The organism is Rhodopseudomonas palustris, assembly GCF_003226555.1.
GTDB lineage: Bacteria > Pseudomonadota > Alphaproteobacteria > Rhizobiales > Xanthobacteraceae > Rhodopseudomonas > Rhodopseudomonas palustris_I.
On the sequence record NZ_QKQS01000006.1, the window covers coordinates 339,447 to 355,159 of the forward strand.

14 protein-coding genes are annotated in these 15,713 nt (G+C 66.5%); 10 read left to right on the top strand and 4 right to left on the bottom strand.

Features of this window, described 5'->3' with window-relative positions; genetic code table 11:
- Positions 1-29: 29 nt before the first annotated feature.
- From DNX69_RS03525 to DNX69_RS03540, 4 genes are all read left to right on the top strand, one after another.
- Positions 30-284, top strand: a complete 255-nt coding sequence (locus tag DNX69_RS03525; RefSeq protein WP_110784617.1) for a hypothetical protein — start codon at positions 30-32, stop codon at positions 282-284.
- Positions 268-810, top strand: coding sequence for a helix-turn-helix transcriptional regulator (locus DNX69_RS03530; protein WP_110784618.1), 543 nt, complete (start codon positions 268-270; stop codon positions 808-810). The genes DNX69_RS03525 and DNX69_RS03530 overlap by 17 nt, the downstream gene beginning before the upstream one ends.
- 204 nt (positions 811-1,014) lie before the next feature.
- A complete protein-coding gene (gene rpsD / locus DNX69_RS03535; protein ID WP_110784619.1) occupies positions 1,015-1,632 on the top strand; it encodes a 30S ribosomal protein S4 in 618 nt (205 codons plus the stop codon).
- A gap of 338 nt (positions 1,633-1,970) precedes the next feature.
- Complete coding sequence (locus DNX69_RS03540) at positions 1,971-3,038, top strand: threonine aldolase family protein (protein WP_110784620.1); 1,068 nt, start codon at positions 1,971-1,973, stop codon at positions 3,036-3,038.
- Positions 3,039-3,041: 3 nt separating this feature from the next.
- Here DNX69_RS03540 and DNX69_RS03545 read toward each other — a convergent pair whose 3' ends face one another.
- The 3 genes from DNX69_RS03545 to trhA form a co-directional block, all read right to left on the bottom strand.
- Positions 3,042-3,317 carry a hypothetical protein gene (locus DNX69_RS03545; protein ID WP_110784621.1) on the bottom strand — a complete coding sequence of 92 codons (276 nt, stop codon included), beginning with the start codon at positions 3,315-3,317 and terminating at the stop codon, positions 3,042-3,044.
- A gap of 202 nt (positions 3,318-3,519) precedes the next feature.
- On the bottom strand, positions 3,520-4,320 hold the full coding sequence (locus DNX69_RS03550) for an SDR family oxidoreductase (protein WP_110784622.1): 801 nt from the start codon (positions 4,318-4,320) through the stop codon (positions 3,520-3,522).
- Positions 4,321-4,379: 59 nt separating this feature from the next.
- Positions 4,380-5,075, bottom strand: a complete 696-nt coding sequence (trhA, locus tag DNX69_RS03555) for a PAQR family membrane homeostasis protein TrhA (protein WP_110784623.1) — start codon at positions 5,073-5,075, stop codon at positions 4,380-4,382.
- 243 nt (positions 5,076-5,318) lie between these two features.
- Between trhA and DNX69_RS03560 the strand changes: the two genes are divergently transcribed.
- The 4 genes from DNX69_RS03560 (at position 5,319) to DNX69_RS03575 (ending at position 10,204) form a co-directional block, all read left to right on the top strand.
- Positions 5,319-6,788: a YcjX family protein gene (locus tag DNX69_RS03560; protein WP_110784624.1), complete on the top strand. Its 1,470-nt coding sequence runs from the start codon at positions 5,319-5,321 to the stop codon at positions 6,786-6,788.
- Positions 6,785-7,891 carry a YcjF family protein gene (locus DNX69_RS03565; RefSeq protein WP_110784625.1) on the top strand — a complete coding sequence of 369 codons (1,107 nt, stop codon included), beginning with the start codon at positions 6,785-6,787 and terminating at the stop codon, positions 7,889-7,891. Before DNX69_RS03560 ends, DNX69_RS03565 begins: the two co-directional genes overlap by 4 nt.
- Positions 7,892-7,984: 93 nt before the next feature.
- A complete protein-coding gene (locus DNX69_RS03570; RefSeq protein WP_110784626.1) occupies positions 7,985-9,763 on the top strand; it encodes an adenylate/guanylate cyclase domain-containing protein in 1,779 nt (592 codons plus the stop codon).
- 198 nt (positions 9,764-9,961) lie between these two features.
- Positions 9,962-10,204: a hypothetical protein gene (locus DNX69_RS03575; protein ID WP_110784627.1), complete on the top strand. Its 243-nt coding sequence runs from the start codon at positions 9,962-9,964 to the stop codon at positions 10,202-10,204.
- Between the two features lie 72 nt (positions 10,205-10,276).
- Here the strand turns inward: DNX69_RS03575 and DNX69_RS03580 are convergent, their stop codons facing one another.
- A complete protein-coding gene (locus tag DNX69_RS03580) occupies positions 10,277-10,924 on the bottom strand; it encodes a hypothetical protein (RefSeq protein ID WP_110784628.1) in 648 nt (215 codons plus the stop codon).
- Between the two features lie 147 nt (positions 10,925-11,071).
- Between DNX69_RS03580 and putA the strand changes: the two genes are divergently transcribed.
- Together putA and DNX69_RS03590 are read left to right on the top strand one after the other, a co-directional pair.
- Positions 11,072-14,080 carry a bifunctional proline dehydrogenase/L-glutamate gamma-semialdehyde dehydrogenase PutA gene (gene putA, locus DNX69_RS03585; protein WP_110784629.1) on the top strand — a complete coding sequence of 1,003 codons (3,009 nt, stop codon included), beginning with the start codon at positions 11,072-11,074 and terminating at the stop codon, positions 14,078-14,080.
- Between the two features lie 165 nt (positions 14,081-14,245).
- The gene (locus DNX69_RS03590) at positions 14,246-15,454 is read left to right on the top strand and encodes a CaiB/BaiF CoA transferase family protein (RefSeq protein ID WP_110784630.1); all 1,209 of its coding nucleotides are present in this window, start codon (positions 14,246-14,248) and stop codon (positions 15,452-15,454) included.
- The last annotated feature ends 259 nt before the right edge of the window (positions 15,455-15,713 follow it).

Sequence of the window (15,713 nt, forward strand, 5' to 3'; positions counted from 1 at the left end):
TGTTAACGCCAGTTCGTGCTGGCGCTACGATGGCAAAGCGGCCGTCCCATCCAAACAAGGAAATCGAGTCAGCGGTCAGCCGTGCCGAAGCCCTGGGCTGGAACTGGAGCAAAGTCAGCGGCCATGCGTGGGGCCGGTTGCTTTGCCCGCACCACGATCGGGACGGCTGTGTGCTGTTCGTCTGGTCGACGCCGCGGAATCCGGAGAACCATGCGCGGCAATTGCTGCGGCAGATTGCGCGCTGTCCGCACAGCAAGCTGGAGGATGATGGTGAAGACCTATGAATTCAGCATCGTCGCTTCCGGTCTCGACCCGGAGGCTGAGGGGTTCGCCGACCGGTTCTTCACCGCCGGATGCGACGACGCCGCCATCGCGTTTCAGAAGGGCCACATCGTGCTCGACTTCGCGCGCGAGGCCGAATCGATCGGGCATGCGATCGCTTCGGCGGTTGCCGCGGTCGAGCGCGCCGGCGCCAAGGTCGAGCGGATCGAGCCCGACCCGCTCGTCAATCTGTCCGACATCGCGGCGCGCTGCGGCCTCACAAGGGCGGCGCTGACGCAATATGCGAAGGGCCAGCGCAGCCGGGATTTTCCCGCTCCCAGCGTCCGGGTGACCTCGGATAGCCCGCTGTGGGACTGGGCTACGGTGGCGCGGTGGCTTTACGCGCAGCGAAAGCTCAGCCGCGAAGCGGCTGTCGAGGCCGAGGCGGTGCGCCTCGCCAATACCGCTCTCGCCGCTGGCGACCAGCCTTTGGCCGCTTCCCTTGCCCAGCGACTTCGCGCTTACGAGCAGGCGCTGGAAGCCGCCTAAGCTCGCCTTGGCCTGCCCTGCCGCGAATTGACATCCCAGGGCTTTGCCCCTAGAAAGCCCCCGCTCGCGGGCCGGTTTCGGCCCGCGTTGCGTTTCGCGACCCGTGGTCCTCCCCTTATGCTTTAAGGACGGACCTGTCGGCAGGGGATTTTCCCCATGCACAGGAGGGCGCGTTTCCTCATAACTCCAACCACAGAGGACGCGATGACAAAGCGCGCTGAAGCCAAGTATAAAATCGACCGCCGGATGGGCCAGAACATCTGGGGCCGCCCGAAGAGCCCGGTCAACCGCCGCGAATACGGCCCCGGCCAGCACGGCCAGCGCCGCAAGGGCAAGCTGTCCGACTTCGGCGTCCAGCTCCGCGCCAAGCAGAAGCTGAAGGGCTACTACGCCAACATTTCCGAGCGTCAGTTCCACGCCATCTACGTCGAGGCGACCCGTCTGAAGGGCGACTCGGGCGAGAACCTGATCGGCCTGCTCGAGCGCCGCCTCGACGCGGTGGTGTACCGCGCCAAGTTCGTCGCCACGATGTTCGCGGCGCGCCAGTTCATCAACCACGGCCACATCCGGGTCAACGGCAAGCGCGTCAACATCCCGAGCTACAAGGTGCGGGTCGGCGACGTGATCGAGGTCAAGGAAGCCTCCAAGCAGCTCGCCTTCGTGCTCGAAGCCAGCCAGCTCGGCGAGCGCGACGTGCCGGACTACATCGAGGTCGACCACAACAAGATGACCGCGAAGTTCGCGCGCATCCCGGCTCTGTCCGACGTGCCGTTCGCGGTGCAGATGGAGCCGCACCTGATCGTCGAATTCTATTCGCGCTGATTTCGTCGCACAGTTTTCTTCGCACTGATTGCTGCTCAGTTCGATGCATCGAGGCCCCGGTTCGCCGGGGCCTTTTTGTTTGCGCGGCGCATTCGAACCTCGGCTTTGTCATTCCGGGCGCGCGAAGCGCGAACCCGGAATCTCGAGGATGTTGCGAAGGTTAGTTCAGCTGGTGTGTGGCAAAGGCCGCATCCGTTCACTGCGAGATTCCGGGCTCGCTCACTTCGTGAGCGCCCCGGAATGACGTGTGTGTGGCGATCGTAGAGATCACATCGCGCTGACCTGATCGTGTCCGAGCAAATACCTTTCACTCCGCGCGCGTCGTGTTAGCCTTGGGCATGGCCTACATCCCTTCCCCGCCCGATCCGAACGCACCGCCGGTGCGGATCAATCTGTTGTCGGATACCCAGACGCGGCCGACGCCGGCGATGCGCGAGGCGATGGCGCGTGCCGAGGTCGGCGACGAGCAGACCGGCGACGATCCGACCACCAACCTGCTGCAGGAGCGCGTCGCGGCGCTGCTCGGCAAACAGGCCGCGGTGTTTCTCCCCTCGGGGACGATGTGCAACGTCACCGCGACGCTGGCGACCTGCCGGCCCGGCGACGAGATCATCGCGCATCGCACCGCCCATATCCTGTCCCGCGAAGGCGGCGCGCACGCCGCGCTCGGCGGCTTTCAGATCACCGGCCTGGATGGCGACGACGGCCAGTTCTCGCTCGACGCATTCCGCGCCGCGCTGCATCCGAAGACGCGCTACGAACCGCCGCAAGTCATGGTCAGCGCCGAACAGACCGCCAATATCGGCGGCGGCACGATCTGGCCGCAGGCGACGCTGGACGCGGTCGCCGCCGCCGGCAAGGCCGCCGGACTGTGGACGCATATCGACGGCGCACGCCTGATGAATGCCGTGGTGGCCACCGGTCTCAGCGCCAAGGACATGACGGCGGGCTGGGATTCGGCGTGGATCGATTTCAGCAAGGGACTCGGTGCGCCGGTCGGCGCCGTGCTGGCCGGCCCGCGCGACTTCATCGACGAAGTGTGGCGCTGGAAGCAGCGGCTCGGTGGTTCGATGCGGCAGTCCGGCATCATCGCCGCGGCCTGCCTATACGCACTCGATCATCAGGTCGATCGCCTCGCCGACGATCATGCCAACGCGCGTCGTCTCGCCTCCGGGCTGGCGCAGATCGACGGCATCGAGGTGCAGACGCCGCAGACCAATCTGGTGTTCTTCAGGCCGGACGGCGCCGGCGTCTCGGGCGCTGAGATGGTCGGGCAGCTCCGCCAGCGCGGCGTGGTGCTGGCGATGATGGACGGACGGATCCGCGCCTGCACCCATCTCGACGTCAGCGCGGACATGATCGAGCAAACGCTCGACCACGTCCGCGAGATCGTGCGGGCGGCCTGACGGTTACAGGCAGATCCGAACGCCGGCGGCGTTGACGACGCAGCGGCGGCCGTAATGACCGCGCCCACGTCCCCGGCCGCGTTGCCAGCCGCGTCCGCGGCCCCGGCCACGATAGCCTCTGCCGCGTCCACGCCCGCGCTGGGCGTGCGCTTCCGTGCTTGTTACGCCGGACACCACCGCCGCCGCGCCGGCAAAGCTGAAGCAATAGATGCCGGTAAGAACGATCGCCGCGAGGCTGCGCGACACAAGGCTTGGTCGACGATGGGGATGATCAGTCATCAAGATCTCCGTTGGCTGCCGAGATGAAAAGCACCGATAAAACAGTGCGCTAGCGTGCAAAGAAGCGGCCGACGAGCCGCAGAATACGATCGCACTTGATCCGAACGCATGACGGCCGATCCGGCCCCGGAGATCGAGTGCGACATATTGAAGCGCACCGGCGCCCCACGCGCGGGGCAGCGCCAGGCGCGCGAGGCTGAAGCTACGCCTTGGCGCCGAAAGTCTCGCGCAGCTTGGCCTGGATCTTGGCCATGCCGCCGATCCAGCGGTCGTAGTTCTCGGTCTTCTTGCGCATGTAGTCGATCACCTGCGGGTGGGGCAGGATCAGGAAGGTCTCCTGCTCGATGCCCTGCAGGGCATCCTTGGCCACCTGCTCGGCAGAGAGGTCACCGTCGGCGGATTGCGGCCCCTTCGGGATCGAGCGCAGCATGTTGGTGTCGACGCCCTGCGGGCACAGGATCGAGACCCGGATGTTGTGCGCCTTGTGGGCGATCGCGAGGCTTTCGGCGAAGCCGACCGCACCGTGCTTGGTCGCCGAATAGGCCGGGCTGCCGACCTGCGACAGCAGACCCGCCGCCGAAATCGTGTTGAGGAAGTAACCGCCGCCGCGCGCCCTGTAGCGCGGCACTAGATGCCGTGCGGCGTAGACATGCGCCATCACATGAACCATCCAGCTCTTCATGAACGGCTCGTCGGAAGAACCGCCGGCGTTCTCCGCCACCGGATCGAAGCCGCCGCCGATCCCGGCATTGGAGCAGAACAGATCGATCGGCCCGAACTGACGCTCGGTCTCCTCGATCACGTGCTTGATGTCGGCCTCGCTGGCGACGTCGCATTTGAAAGCCGCGCCGCCGATCGATGCGGCGACCGCTTCGGCGCGGGCCTGATCGAGGTCGGCGACCACGACCTTGGCGGCGCCTGCCTTGCAAAAAGCCTCGCACAGCGCCTGCCCGATTCCATTGCCGCCGCCGGTGACGACGACGACTTTGCCCGCGATCTGCATGGTTGTTTCCCCCGCTTGTTGTTGGCGGAGGCGTTCATATCGGAAAGGGCGGGCGACCGCTACGCCAGCACCAGATCCATCACCGCGACGTAATGGCAGCCGGCGGCGACCAGCACGAAGGCGTGCCAGATCGCGTTCTGGAACCGCAGCCGCCGCCACGCGTGGAAGATCACACCGAGCGTGTACAGCAGACCGCCGATCGCCAGGAACCACATTGCCGTGGTCGGCAGCGTCTCGACCACTTGGTCATAGGCGATAATGCCGCTCCAACCGAGCGCGAGGTACAGCCCGACTGACAACTTGTCGAATTTGCCGGGCTTGAACAGCTTGAGCAGGATCCCGACAACAGCGACGCCCCAGACGCCGGCGAGCAGCGCCAGACCGAACATCTGATCCTTGATCTGGCTGATGATCGGTGTGTACGTTGCGGCGATCAGAATGTAGATCGCCGAATGGTCGAACCGCCGCAGCAGCCATTTGCGCGGGGACACCGGCCAGAGGTTGTACGCGGCCGACAGGCCGAGCATCGCCAGCAGCCCGACAACATATACCGATACCGAAACGATCGTCGGCGTGGACGCGAACACGCCGGTCAGCGTGACCAGCGCGGTGGCGGCGATCAAACCGGCGACGAGGCCCAGCACATGCACCACGCCATCGGCGATCAGTTCGGCGCGATCATAGTTCCAGTGCACGGCGCCCTTGGCGTCGATCCTGGCATGCGACACGATTTGCTTGAGGCGGAAGATCGTCATTGCGGAGCAGGCATCCCTTTGGCGGACAGCTTATCTGAATTGATCTGGCGCATTCATGACGTGGTGTGGCAATGCGATACACGCAAGGCGGCACGCTCGGCCACCGCCACCGTGCGATCATGCGCGAATTTTCCGCCGGAAAGGCGGCAAAGCCAAGACCGGCATCGCAGGTCGGATTGTCGCACGAATCGGCGGTTTCCGGTTAGTTTCGCCGGCAACTCTGACGATTGAACCTTGGCGCGCATGGCCTTCAATTTTTCCAATCTGATCGAAGATGCGTGGCTGTCGGCGCGGGCGCTCAAGGACTACGGCGAGAACCTGTTCAATCCCACCATCCGGCTCGGCGTCACCGGTCTGTCGCGCGCCGGCAAGACGGTATTCATCACCGCGCTCGTCCACGGGTTGTGCCGCGGCGGCCGGTTTCCGATCTTTGAATCGATGTCGACCGGCCGGATCGCCACGGCGCGGCTGGCGCCGCAGCCGGACGACGCGGTGCCGCGCTTCGCCTACGAGAATTTTCTCGCCACGCTGATCGAGCAGCGGCAATGGCCGAGCTCGACGGTGGACATCAGCGAGTTGCGGCTGGTGATCGACTATCAGCGCAAGAACGGCTCCGAGCAGACGCTGACGCTCGATATCGTCGACTATCCGGGCGAATGGCTGCTCGATCTGCCGCTGCTGACCAAGAGCTACGAGCGCTGGGCGTCCGAGAGTCTCGCCCTGTCACGGCAGGATCCGCGGGCCCGGGTGGCGCGGGAATGGCACGCGCATCTCGCAACGCTGGATCCGAAGGGCCGCGAGAACGAGCAGGCGACGTTGCAGGCGGCACGACTGTTCACCGCTTACTTGCGCGCCTGCCGCAACGAACAGTTCGCGATGAGCCTGCTGCCGCCGGGCCGCTTCCTGATGCCCGGCAACCTCGCCGGTTCGCCGGCGCTGACCTTCGCGCCGCTCGACGTGCCGGACGGCGGCACTGCGCCGGACGGCTCGCTGTGGGCGATGATGCGGCGGCGGTTCGAGGCCTACAAGGACGCGGTGGTCCGGCCGTTCTTCCGCGATCACTTCGCCCGGCTCGACCGCCAGATCGTGCTGGCGGACGCATTGTCGGCGTTCAACGCCGGTCCCGAGGCGCTGCAGGATCTCGAAGCCGCGCTGACCGGCATCCTCGAATGCTTCCGGGTCGGCCGCTCGACGCTGCTCAGCTCGGTGTTCCGGCCGAGGATCGACCGCATCCTGTTCGCAGCCACCAAGGCCGACCACCTGCACCACTCCAGCCACGACCGGCTCGAAGCGATCCTCCGCAAATTAGTCGAGCAGGCGATGCTGCGGGCCGAATACGCCGGCGCCAAGGTCGATGTGGTGGCGATGGCCGCGGTGCGCGCCACCCGCGAGGCGCAGGTGCAGCGCGGACGCGACCGGCTGCCATCGATCGTCGGCACCCCGATCGCCGGCGAAATGGCCGAGGGCGAGGTGTTCGACGGCGAGACCGAGGTCGCCACCTTCCCGGGCGATCTGCCGACCAATCTGCAGGGCCTGTTCCGCGGCGAGGATACGTTCCGCGGGCTGGCCGCCGGCTCGCACCAGGAGGCCGACTTCCGCTTCCTGCGGTTCCGCCCGCCGCGACTCGACGGCCATGACCCGGACGGTCCGGCGCTGCCTCACATCCGCCTCGACCGGGCGCTTCAGTTCCTGATCGGAGACCGACTGCAATGACCGAGCGGGTTCCTCCTCGCCGGCCGGCGACCTTCAAGCTCACCGACCCGAGCGTGATGCTGATCGATTCCGACGACGGCGGCGGCAGCTATTCGGCCAAATCGGCGAAAGCGGACGCTAGGCCTGCCGCGGCTGCGGCCGGCGCTGCGCCGCCGCCTCCGCCGCCGCGCGCCCGGGTCGAACTCGCCCGCGAGGCCGAGCCGCCGATCTCGGCGCCGAAAGCGCCGAAGAGCATCATCAACCCGAAGAAGGGCTTTCGCTGGGGCACGCTGTTCTGGAGCGCCGCGACCGGTCTCGTCTCGCTGGCGTTCTGGCTTTGGCTCAGCAAGCTGGTCGAGGATCTGTTCGCGCAGAGCCAGACGCTCGGCACCATCGGCATGGTGCTGGCGATCCTGGCCGGCGGCTCGCTGGCGATCATCATCGGCCGCGAGGCGTTCGGGCTGATCCGGCTGGCGCGGATCGAACAGCTCCACGCCCGCGCCGCGCGGGTGCTGGAGACCGACAACAGCGCCGAGGCCCGCGCCATCATCCGCGAGCTACTGAAGTTCGAACATCCCAATCCGCAGCTTGCGCACGGCCGCGCCACGCTGCAGAAGCACGTCGACGACATCATCGACGGCGCCGATCTGATCCGGCTCGCCGAGCGCGAACTGATGACGCCGCTCGACCTCGAAGCCAGAGTGATGATCTCGAAGGCCGCCCAGCGGGTGTCGCTGGTCACCGCGATCAGCCCGAAGGCGCTGATCGACGTGCTGTTTGTGGCGATCGCCGCGACCCGGCTGATCGGCCAGCTGGCGCGGCTTTACGGCGGCCGCCCCGGCGCGCTCGGCATGTTCAAGCTGATGCGACAGACGGTGTCGCACCTTGCCATCACCGGCGGGATCGCGCTCAGCGACAGCGTGATGCAATCGGTACTTGGCCACGGCCTCGCCTCGCGGCTGTCGGCCAAACTCGGCGAAGGCGTCGTCAACGGCATGCTCACCGCGCGTCTCGGCCTCGCCGCCATCGACCTCACCCGCCCGCTGCCATTCGACGCCCTGCCCCGCCCGCAGCTCGGCGATCTGGTGAAGGACCTGATGAAAAAGCGGGAAAAGGACGAGTAGTGGCGCTCTGGCAACCGGGGCAGACGTTAGGCAATGCACTTGCTGGGGGCACAGCGTGTTGACGCTGGCCGCTATTCCTTCGACAACTGATCGATGAAGCAGTCCCCTGCCCCAGCCGGCTCGTCCAAGACTCGGAAAGCCAAACCCAAAGGTCTGAAAGCCTGGCTTCGCCGCATCGGCGTTCGGCAAATCCGAATGTTCTGCGGGCTGGTGATGTTCACCTACCTGCTCAGCCACTTCCTCAACCACGCGCTCGGCATCATCTCGCCGGAGGCATTGCACGCCGGGGTGATGTGGCACCTTGCGATCTGGCAGTTCCTGCCGGTGGCGATCCTGTTCTACGGCTCGGTGACGGTACACGCCGGGCTGGGGTTGTGGACGCTGTATCAGCGCCGTCAGTTCCGCTGGAAGACACTGGAGCCGTTGCAGCTTTTGCTCGGCCTGTCGGTCCCGTTGCTGATCTACAGCCACGTCATCGTCATGCGGCTCGGCAACGCGCTGTACGATCAGGACCGGCTGTATCCGCAGGTGCTGTACAATTACTTCGTCCTCGCGCCGTCCTATCGGGCCTGGCTGATGGTGGCGGTGATGCTGATCGCCTGGACCCACGGCTGCATCGGTCTCTACCTCTGGCTGCGGATCAAGCCGGCGTTCCGCCGCGCGATGCCGTGGCTGCTCGCCGCCGCCGTTCTAATCCCGACGCTGGCGGTGCTCGGCTTCTATCAGGGCGGTCGCGACGTGGCGCGCGAGGCCGCCTCGGCGCAATGGCAGGCCGATAATCTCGCGCCAGCCAATCTCGGTACGCCGGAGCAACAGCAGACCCTCGACGCGATCGGCAACGGCTTCCTGATGTTCTATCTCGGCTTGATCGGCGTGGCGCTGACTGCCCGCGCGGTGCGCGCGATCATCGAGCGGCGCGGCGGCATGATCCGCCTGACCTATGACGGCGACCGCAGCATCCGGGTGCCCAGAGGGCTCACGGTGCTGGAGGCGACGCAGCGCCACAACATTCCTCATGCGTCGGCCTGCGGCGGCCGGGCGCGTTGTTCGACCTGTCGCATCCGCGTGCTCGACGATCCAGCCACGCTGCCGCCGCCGTCGCCGCGCGAAGCCTTCGTGCTCGCCTCGATCGGCACCGGGGACGATCCGTCGATCCGTCTCGCCTGCCAGCTCAGGCCGGACCGCGACATCAGCTTCGTGCCGGTGTTTCCACCGCGCAACGTCACCGCGACCCGGAAGGCGCTGCGCGCAGCCCGGGTCGGCGAGGAGCGCTATCTGGTCAGCATGTTCGTCGACATGCGCGGATCGACCAAGCTCGCCGAGAGCCGGCTGCCGTTCGACACCGTGTTCATCGTCAACCGCTTTCTCGGCGCGGTGTCGCGCAGCGTGATCGCCTGCGGCGGCCAGCCCAATCAGTTCGTCGGCGACGGCATGCTGGCGCTGTTCGGCCTTACAGAAGGAAAGCGCGACGCCTGTCGCAACGCGATCCGCGCCGCCAGTCTGATCTCTGCGGCAATCGACGAGCTCAACAGTTTTCTCGGCCACGATCTGCCCGACCCGATCCGGTTCGGCATCGGCATTCACAGTGGCGAAGTCGTCGTCGGCGAGATCGGCTATCGCGACAACATGGTGTTCACCGCGCTCGGCGACTCCGTCAATGTCGCATCCCGGCTGCAGGACATGACCAAGACGCTCGGCTGCGAAGCTCTGCTGTCGGACGAACTTCGCGCCACTGCCGGATTGTCCGAACAGGCGCTGCCGACGCTGGAGCTGGAGATCCGAGGCCGCACCGAACCGATGCTGGTCTGCGTCGTCGAGCACTCCGGTGATCTCGCCGCCGCGCTGGATGACGGCGAACTGGCACTGGCCTGATCAGCCGCCGGGATCGCGCCGCGGCCCCGATCCCTCGTCCCCCATCTGCCGAAACAAAACCCGCACGCACGGCATGAACCGGTACGCGACGGCTTGCGACGAACGGGCGATGGGCAGGTCCGATCGACCATCGACGGGCCAAGCAGACTTGAACCGAACAACGAACCGCGCATCGCGCGTATTTCGAGGAGAACGACCATGCTTCGCAAGATTGCTCTCGGACTGTTCGCCGCCGCTTCGCTGAGTGCCGTCGCGCTGGCGCCGACCACCGCCTCCGCAGGCGGATGGAAGCATCATCACCACGGCTGGGGCCACCATCACTGGCACGGCCCGGCGATCGGCATCGGCTATGTCGGTTACGGCTACGGCAACTGCTACGTGACCCGCCGCGTTCCGACGCCTCACGGCTGGCGCTGGCGTACCTTCAACGTCTGTGACTGACGCGCTGCCGACGTCCAAGATCGAGGCTCCGGTTCTGATCGGATCAGGACCGGAGCCGGACTCGCCAGTGACTCAGTCCAGCTTGACCCACTGATCGACCGGCATCACTTCCGGGCTCTGCGCATAGCCGCGAGTCCACATGTCGACCACCCATTGGGCACCGGTGGCACGTTCCGTCAGCACGGCAGTATTGTGCGGCGTCTGCAGCACCAGCACGTTGCCACGATACTTCGGATCGCCGACGCTGTGATACTTGAACAGCCCCCATTGCTGCATCACCAGCAGCAGGCTGGTGGTGTTGCGGGTGGTGTCCCAGCAATCGAAATTGTGCTTGTCGTCGAAGTAACGAAAATCCGCGCGGGCGATCCGCTTATCGGTACCAAGCACCGGCCCGAGCCGGCGGTCGAGCCATACCACCGCCTTCTGCACCGCGGCACGCTCGGCGGCAGCGGAGGCCTTGCCGGACGCCATGATCCGCGACAGCGCCGCGCGATCGCCGGCCGAGAACGCCAGCTCGTAGCGGCGACGGCAGACGAAGCCGTAGCACACCGTCATGCCCTTGGCGGTCGGTGGAAAGATCGAGACCGAACTATAAAGATAGGACACCTGCGAGCTGAGCTCGGCAGCGCCAGCCGGCACGCCGAACCAGGCGGCGGCCAGCGCCGCAGCCGCGAGCGCACCGAAACGTCGTGCGTTGGACTTGCCGCGCGTCACCTTCATACCCGCTCCCTGGCCTTCCCTATGGTCGGTGCGACGCTAGCGTCACAGCCTGACCGTGCCAATATGTCAGTCTGGGTGGCATCGCATTTGCCGGTAGCGCTGATGCATGCCGTCCACAGTTGTCTCCGGCTTCGGGAGCCGAACGCCATGCCGCCAGAACCGCCGCTTGCCGCATTCGCCGCCGCTTACGCGCCGGACGACGCCGCGCTGGCGGCGGATCTGCTCCCAACCTCCAGACTGACGTCCGATCGCGAAGCGCAGATCGACACGGTTGCGACCGGACTGATCACCGCAATCCGCAGCGCCGAGCACGGCTTCGGCGGCGTCGAGGCGATGCTCCGCGAATTCGCACTGTCGACCAAAGAAGGCCTGGCCTTGATGGTGCTGGCCGAAGCGTTGCTGCGGGTTCCGGATGCGGCGACCGCCGACGCCTTCATCGAAGACAAGCTCGGCCAAGGCGATTTCGCGCATCACCAGATCAAGTCCGACGCGGTGCTGGTCAATGCATCGGCCTGGGCGCTCGGCCTGTCGGCGCGTCTGGTCCACGCCGGCGAGACGCCGCAGGGCACGCTCTCGGCATTGACCAGGCGGATCGGCGCGCCGGCCGTGCGCGCCGCGACCCGGCAGGCAATGCGGCTGATTGGCTATCACTTCGTGCTCGGCGAGACGATCCAGTCCGCGCTCGGGCGCGCGCAGGCGCATCCGCGCCAAGGCTTGCGCTATTCCTACGACATGCTCGGCGAAGGCGCCCGCACCGCCGAGGATGCGGAGCGTTACTTCCAGTCTTACGCCGACGCGATCACGGCGATCGGCCGCAGCGCCGGCAACGCCGCGCTGCCGGCGCGGCCGGGCATCTCGGTGAAGCTGTCGGCGCTGCATCCGCGGTTCGAGGCGATCAGCCGCGACCGCGTGATGCGTGAGCTGACGCCGCGGCTGCTGGAGCTGGCGCGGCTCGCCAGGGGCCACGATCTCGCCTTCACGGTCGACGCCGAAGAAGCCGACCGGCTCGAACTGTCACTCGAGGTGTTTGCCGCCTGCTTCGCCGATCCATCGCTCGCGGGCTGGGAGGGCTACGGCCTCGCCGTGCAGGCGTATCAGAAGCGCGCTGCCGCGGTGATCGATCACGTCGCCGAATTGGCCCATGCACGCAACCGCCGCGTGATGCTGCGGCTGGTGAAAGGAGCCTATTGGGACACCGAGATCAAACGCGCGCAGGAACGCGGTCTTGCGGACTACCCGGTGTTCACCAGGAAGCCGATGACCGATCTCAACTACCTGTTCTGCGCCGGCAAGCTGCTGTCGCTGCGGCCGCGGCTGTTTCCGCAATTCGCCAGCCACAACGCGCTGACGGTCGCAACCATTCTGGAGCTCGCCGACGGTAGCGGCGGCTACGAATTCCAGCGGCTGCACGGCATGGGCGAAGCGCTGTACGCGCGGCTGCTCGCCGAGCATCCGCAGGCGGTGTGCCGGATCTACGCCCCGGTCGGCGGCCATCGCGATCTCTTGGCCTATCTGGTCCGGCGGCTGCTCGAGAACGGCGCCAACTCGTCGTTCGTGGCGCAGGCGGGCGACGACAACGTGCCGATCTCGGCGCTGCTCACGCGACCTGCTACGCAGATCGGCCGCCCCGAGGATGCACGCAACCCGGCGATCCCGCTGCCGCGCGATCTGTACCAACCGCAGCGGATCAACTCCCGCGGAATCGAATTCGGCAATCGTGCGGCGCTCGCCGCGCTGCTTGGCGAAATCGACAGCGCGCGACGGCCACTGCCGTCGATCGCGTCCGCTACGCCGGCGCAGGCCGCTACCGCGGTCGGCAAAGCGTGCAAAGGCTTCGAAGCGTGGAGTCGGACTTCCGCCGATCACCGCGCCGCGATCCTGCAGCGCGCCGGCGATCTATTGGACCAGCGCCGCGCCGAACTGATCGCGCTGCTGCAGGACGAAGCTGGCAAGACCCTCGACGACTGCGTGGCGGAACTGCGCGAAGCGATCGACTATTGCCGCTACTACGCGAGCGAAGGCCGCCGGCTGTTCGGCGAGCCCGCCGTCCTGCCCGGCCCGACCGGCGAGTGCAACACGCTGACGTTGCGGGGGCGCGGCGTGTTCATCGCGATCAGCCCGTGGAACTTTCCGTTGGCGATCTTCCTCGGCCAGATCACCGCAGCGTTGATGGCCGGCAATGCGGTGGTGGCCAAGCCCGCCGAGCAGACGCCGGCGATCGCCGATGTTGCGGTTCGCCTGCTGCACGAAGCCGGCGTGCCGCGCGCGGCGCTGCATCTGGTGCAGGGCGACGGCCGCATCGGCGCGGTGCTGGTCGAGCAAGCCGACGTCGCCGGTGTCGTCTTCACCGGATCGACCGAAGTGGCGCGCGCGATCAATCGCACGCTCGCCGCCAAGGACGGCCCGATCGTGCCGCTGATTGCCGAAACCGGAGGCATCAACGCCATGATCGTCGACGCTACCGCGCTGCCCGAGCAGGTCGCCGACGACGTGATCGCTTCCGCGTTCCGCTCCGCCGGGCAGCGTTGCTCGGCGCTGCGGCTGCTGTGCGTGCAGGACGACATTGCCGACCGTGTCATCGCGATGATCGCCGGTGCGGCGCGCGAACTGAAAATCGGCGATCCGCGCGATCCGGCAACGCATGTCGGACCGGTGATCGACGCCGAGGCCAAGACCCGGCTCGATGCGCATATCGTCACGATGACACGCGAGGCCCGGCTGCATTTCGCCGGCATCGCGCCGACCAGCGGCAACTTCGTAGCGCCGCACATCTTCGAACTCAGCCACGCGTCACAACTGACCGAGGAAGTGTTCGGCCCGATCCTGCATGTGGTGCGCTACAAGGCGGCGCAGTTTGGCGACCTCCTCGACGAGATCGCCGCAACCGGCTACGCGCTCACGCTCGGCGTGCAATCGCGGATCGACGACACGATCGCGCGCGTGATCGCGCGGCTGCCGGCCGGCAACGTCTATGTGAACCGCAACATCATCGGCGCCGTGGTGGGCGTGCAGCCGTTCGGCGGCTCCGGGCTTTCCGGCACCGGCCCCAAAGCCGGCGGCCCGCATTATCTGCCACGCTTCGCACTGGAACAGACGGTCTCGATCAACACCGCGGCCGCGGGTGGCAATGCTGCTTTGCTGACGGACGGCGAGTAGCCGCCGTCACCCGACAACCTGCGCGCGTTGTCGGAAGACCTCCATGCAGGTTCCAATATTGCATCGTGCTGATAACCCGGTTCATATGCGACAGAACCGGATCGATGCGCACTCGCGCGAATTTCCGGACAACGAAATAACAAAAGCACAAGGGAGCTCACGCGCATGGACGACAACGGCATCTTCAGCGGCCTCAAGGTGCTCGATTGCGCGAGTTTCATTGCTGCACCGGCGGCCGCGACCGTGCTGTCTGATTTCGGCGCCGATGTCATCAAGATCGAGCCGCCGGTTGCCGGCGATCCCTATCGCAACCTGCCGAACCTGCCGGGCTATCCGATCAGCGACCATAACTACGCGTGGATGCTGGAGGCCCGCAACAAGCGCAGCCTTGCGCTCGACCTCGCCAAGCCCGAAGGCAAGGAGGTGCTGCGCAAGCTGGTCGCCGAGGCCGACGTGTTCATCACCAACTTCCCGCCGCCGGTGCGGGCGCGGCTCGGCGTGTCGTATGCCGACCTCGCGCCGCTGAACGAGCGGCTGATCTATGCGAGCTTCACCGGCTACGGCGAACGCGGCGCGGAAGCCAACAAGCCCGGCTTCGACAGCAATGCCTGGTGGGCACGTTCGGGCATGATGGACCTGGTGCGCGCCGACGAAGACTCCACCCCGGCTCGTTCGGTCGCCGGCATGGGCGATCATCCCTGCGCGATGTCGCTGTTCGGCGCGATTGTCACCGCTTTGTACAAGCGCGAGCGCACCGGCAAAGGCAGCGAGGTGAAGTCGAACCTGATGGCTAACGGGCTGTGGTCGACCAGCGTGCTGGCGCAGGCCAAGCTGGTCGGCGCCGAGTTCCAGCCGCGGCGGCCGCGCGAACGCGCCCTCAACGCGGTGGCCAATCACTATCGCTGCCGCGACGGCCGCTGGCTGATCCTGTCGCTGCTCAACGAAGAGAAGCAGTGGCCGACGCTGACGAAGTGTCTCGGCCGCGAGGATCTCACCGACGATCCGCGCTTCGCCACCAAGGCGGACCGTCACGCCCGCTCGATCGAACTGATCGGCATCTTCGACGAGACCTTCGCCACCCGCGATCTCGCCGACTGGCGCAAGGCGCTGGACGGCACCGGCATCGTGTTCGGCGTCGTCGGCATTCTCGACGACATCACCACCGACCAGCAGTTGATCGAGAACGAGGTGCTGGTGCCGTTCGAGAACGACACCACGCTGACCATCAACAGCCCGATCTGGATCGAAGGCAGCTCCAAGACCCGGCCGCGCAAGCCGCCGGGCCTCGGCGAGCACAGCGACGAGGTGCTGCGCAGCGCGGGCTACGACGACGCCGCGATCCAGGCGCTGCGTGCGTCGGGCGCCGTCGGTTAACTGCCGACGCGACAGTCCGCGATTCTGCCGTCAGGGACGCGAGATCGACCTCGACCTCGCCGATAGCGTGCACGGTCACCATGAGGGACCTGCTGTCGCAAGGGCTTAGGGCGAGGTGCGAGGTCGCAGTCCGCCCAGCAACAAATTTGCTTCGATCGGACAGATAACAGCACGTCGTGCCTCTTGGCGGCGACCTCCGGGAAATTTTGCAACAAATTGCGCGTGAGTGTGATTTCGCAATTGCGAAAAGGGGGCGATA

What these genes read in the sequence shown, in the direction of transcription:
- putA (WP_110784629.1), top strand. Translation starts at nt 11,072, where the DNA reads ATGCCGCCAGAACCGCCGCTTGCCGCATTCGCCGCCGCTTACGCGCCG.
- DNX69_RS03575 (WP_110784627.1), top strand. Translation starts at nt 9,962, where the DNA reads ATGCTTCGCAAGATTGCTCTCGGACTGTTCGCCGCCGCTTCGCTGAGT.
- DNX69_RS03550 (WP_110784622.1), bottom strand. Translation starts at nt 4,320, where the DNA reads ATGCAGATCGCGGGCAAAGTCGTCGTCGTCACCGGCGGCGGCAATGGA.
- trhA (WP_110784623.1), bottom strand. Translation starts at nt 5,075, where the DNA reads ATGACGATCTTCCGCCTCAAGCAAATCGTGTCGCATGCCAGGATCGAC.
- DNX69_RS03565 (WP_110784625.1), top strand. Translation starts at nt 6,785, where the DNA reads ATGACCGAGCGGGTTCCTCCTCGCCGGCCGGCGACCTTCAAGCTCACC.
- DNX69_RS03590 (WP_110784630.1), top strand. Translation starts at nt 14,246, where the DNA reads ATGGACGACAACGGCATCTTCAGCGGCCTCAAGGTGCTCGATTGCGCG.
- rpsD (WP_110784619.1), top strand. Translation starts at nt 1,015, where the DNA reads ATGACAAAGCGCGCTGAAGCCAAGTATAAAATCGACCGCCGGATGGGC.
- DNX69_RS03580 (WP_110784628.1), bottom strand. Translation starts at nt 10,924, where the DNA reads ATGAAGGTGACGCGCGGCAAGTCCAACGCACGACGTTTCGGTGCGCTC.
- DNX69_RS03540 (WP_110784620.1), top strand. Translation starts at nt 1,971, where the DNA reads ATGGCCTACATCCCTTCCCCGCCCGATCCGAACGCACCGCCGGTGCGG.
- DNX69_RS03560 (WP_110784624.1), top strand. Translation starts at nt 5,319, where the DNA reads ATGGCCTTCAATTTTTCCAATCTGATCGAAGATGCGTGGCTGTCGGCG.
- DNX69_RS03570 (WP_110784626.1), top strand. Translation starts at nt 7,985, where the DNA reads ATGAAGCAGTCCCCTGCCCCAGCCGGCTCGTCCAAGACTCGGAAAGCC.
- DNX69_RS03530 (WP_110784618.1), top strand. Translation starts at nt 268, where the DNA reads ATGGTGAAGACCTATGAATTCAGCATCGTCGCTTCCGGTCTCGACCCG.
- DNX69_RS03545 (WP_110784621.1), bottom strand. Translation starts at nt 3,317, where the DNA reads ATGACTGATCATCCCCATCGTCGACCAAGCCTTGTGTCGCGCAGCCTC.
- DNX69_RS03525 (WP_110784617.1), top strand. Translation starts at nt 30, where the DNA reads ATGGCAAAGCGGCCGTCCCATCCAAACAAGGAAATCGAGTCAGCGGTC.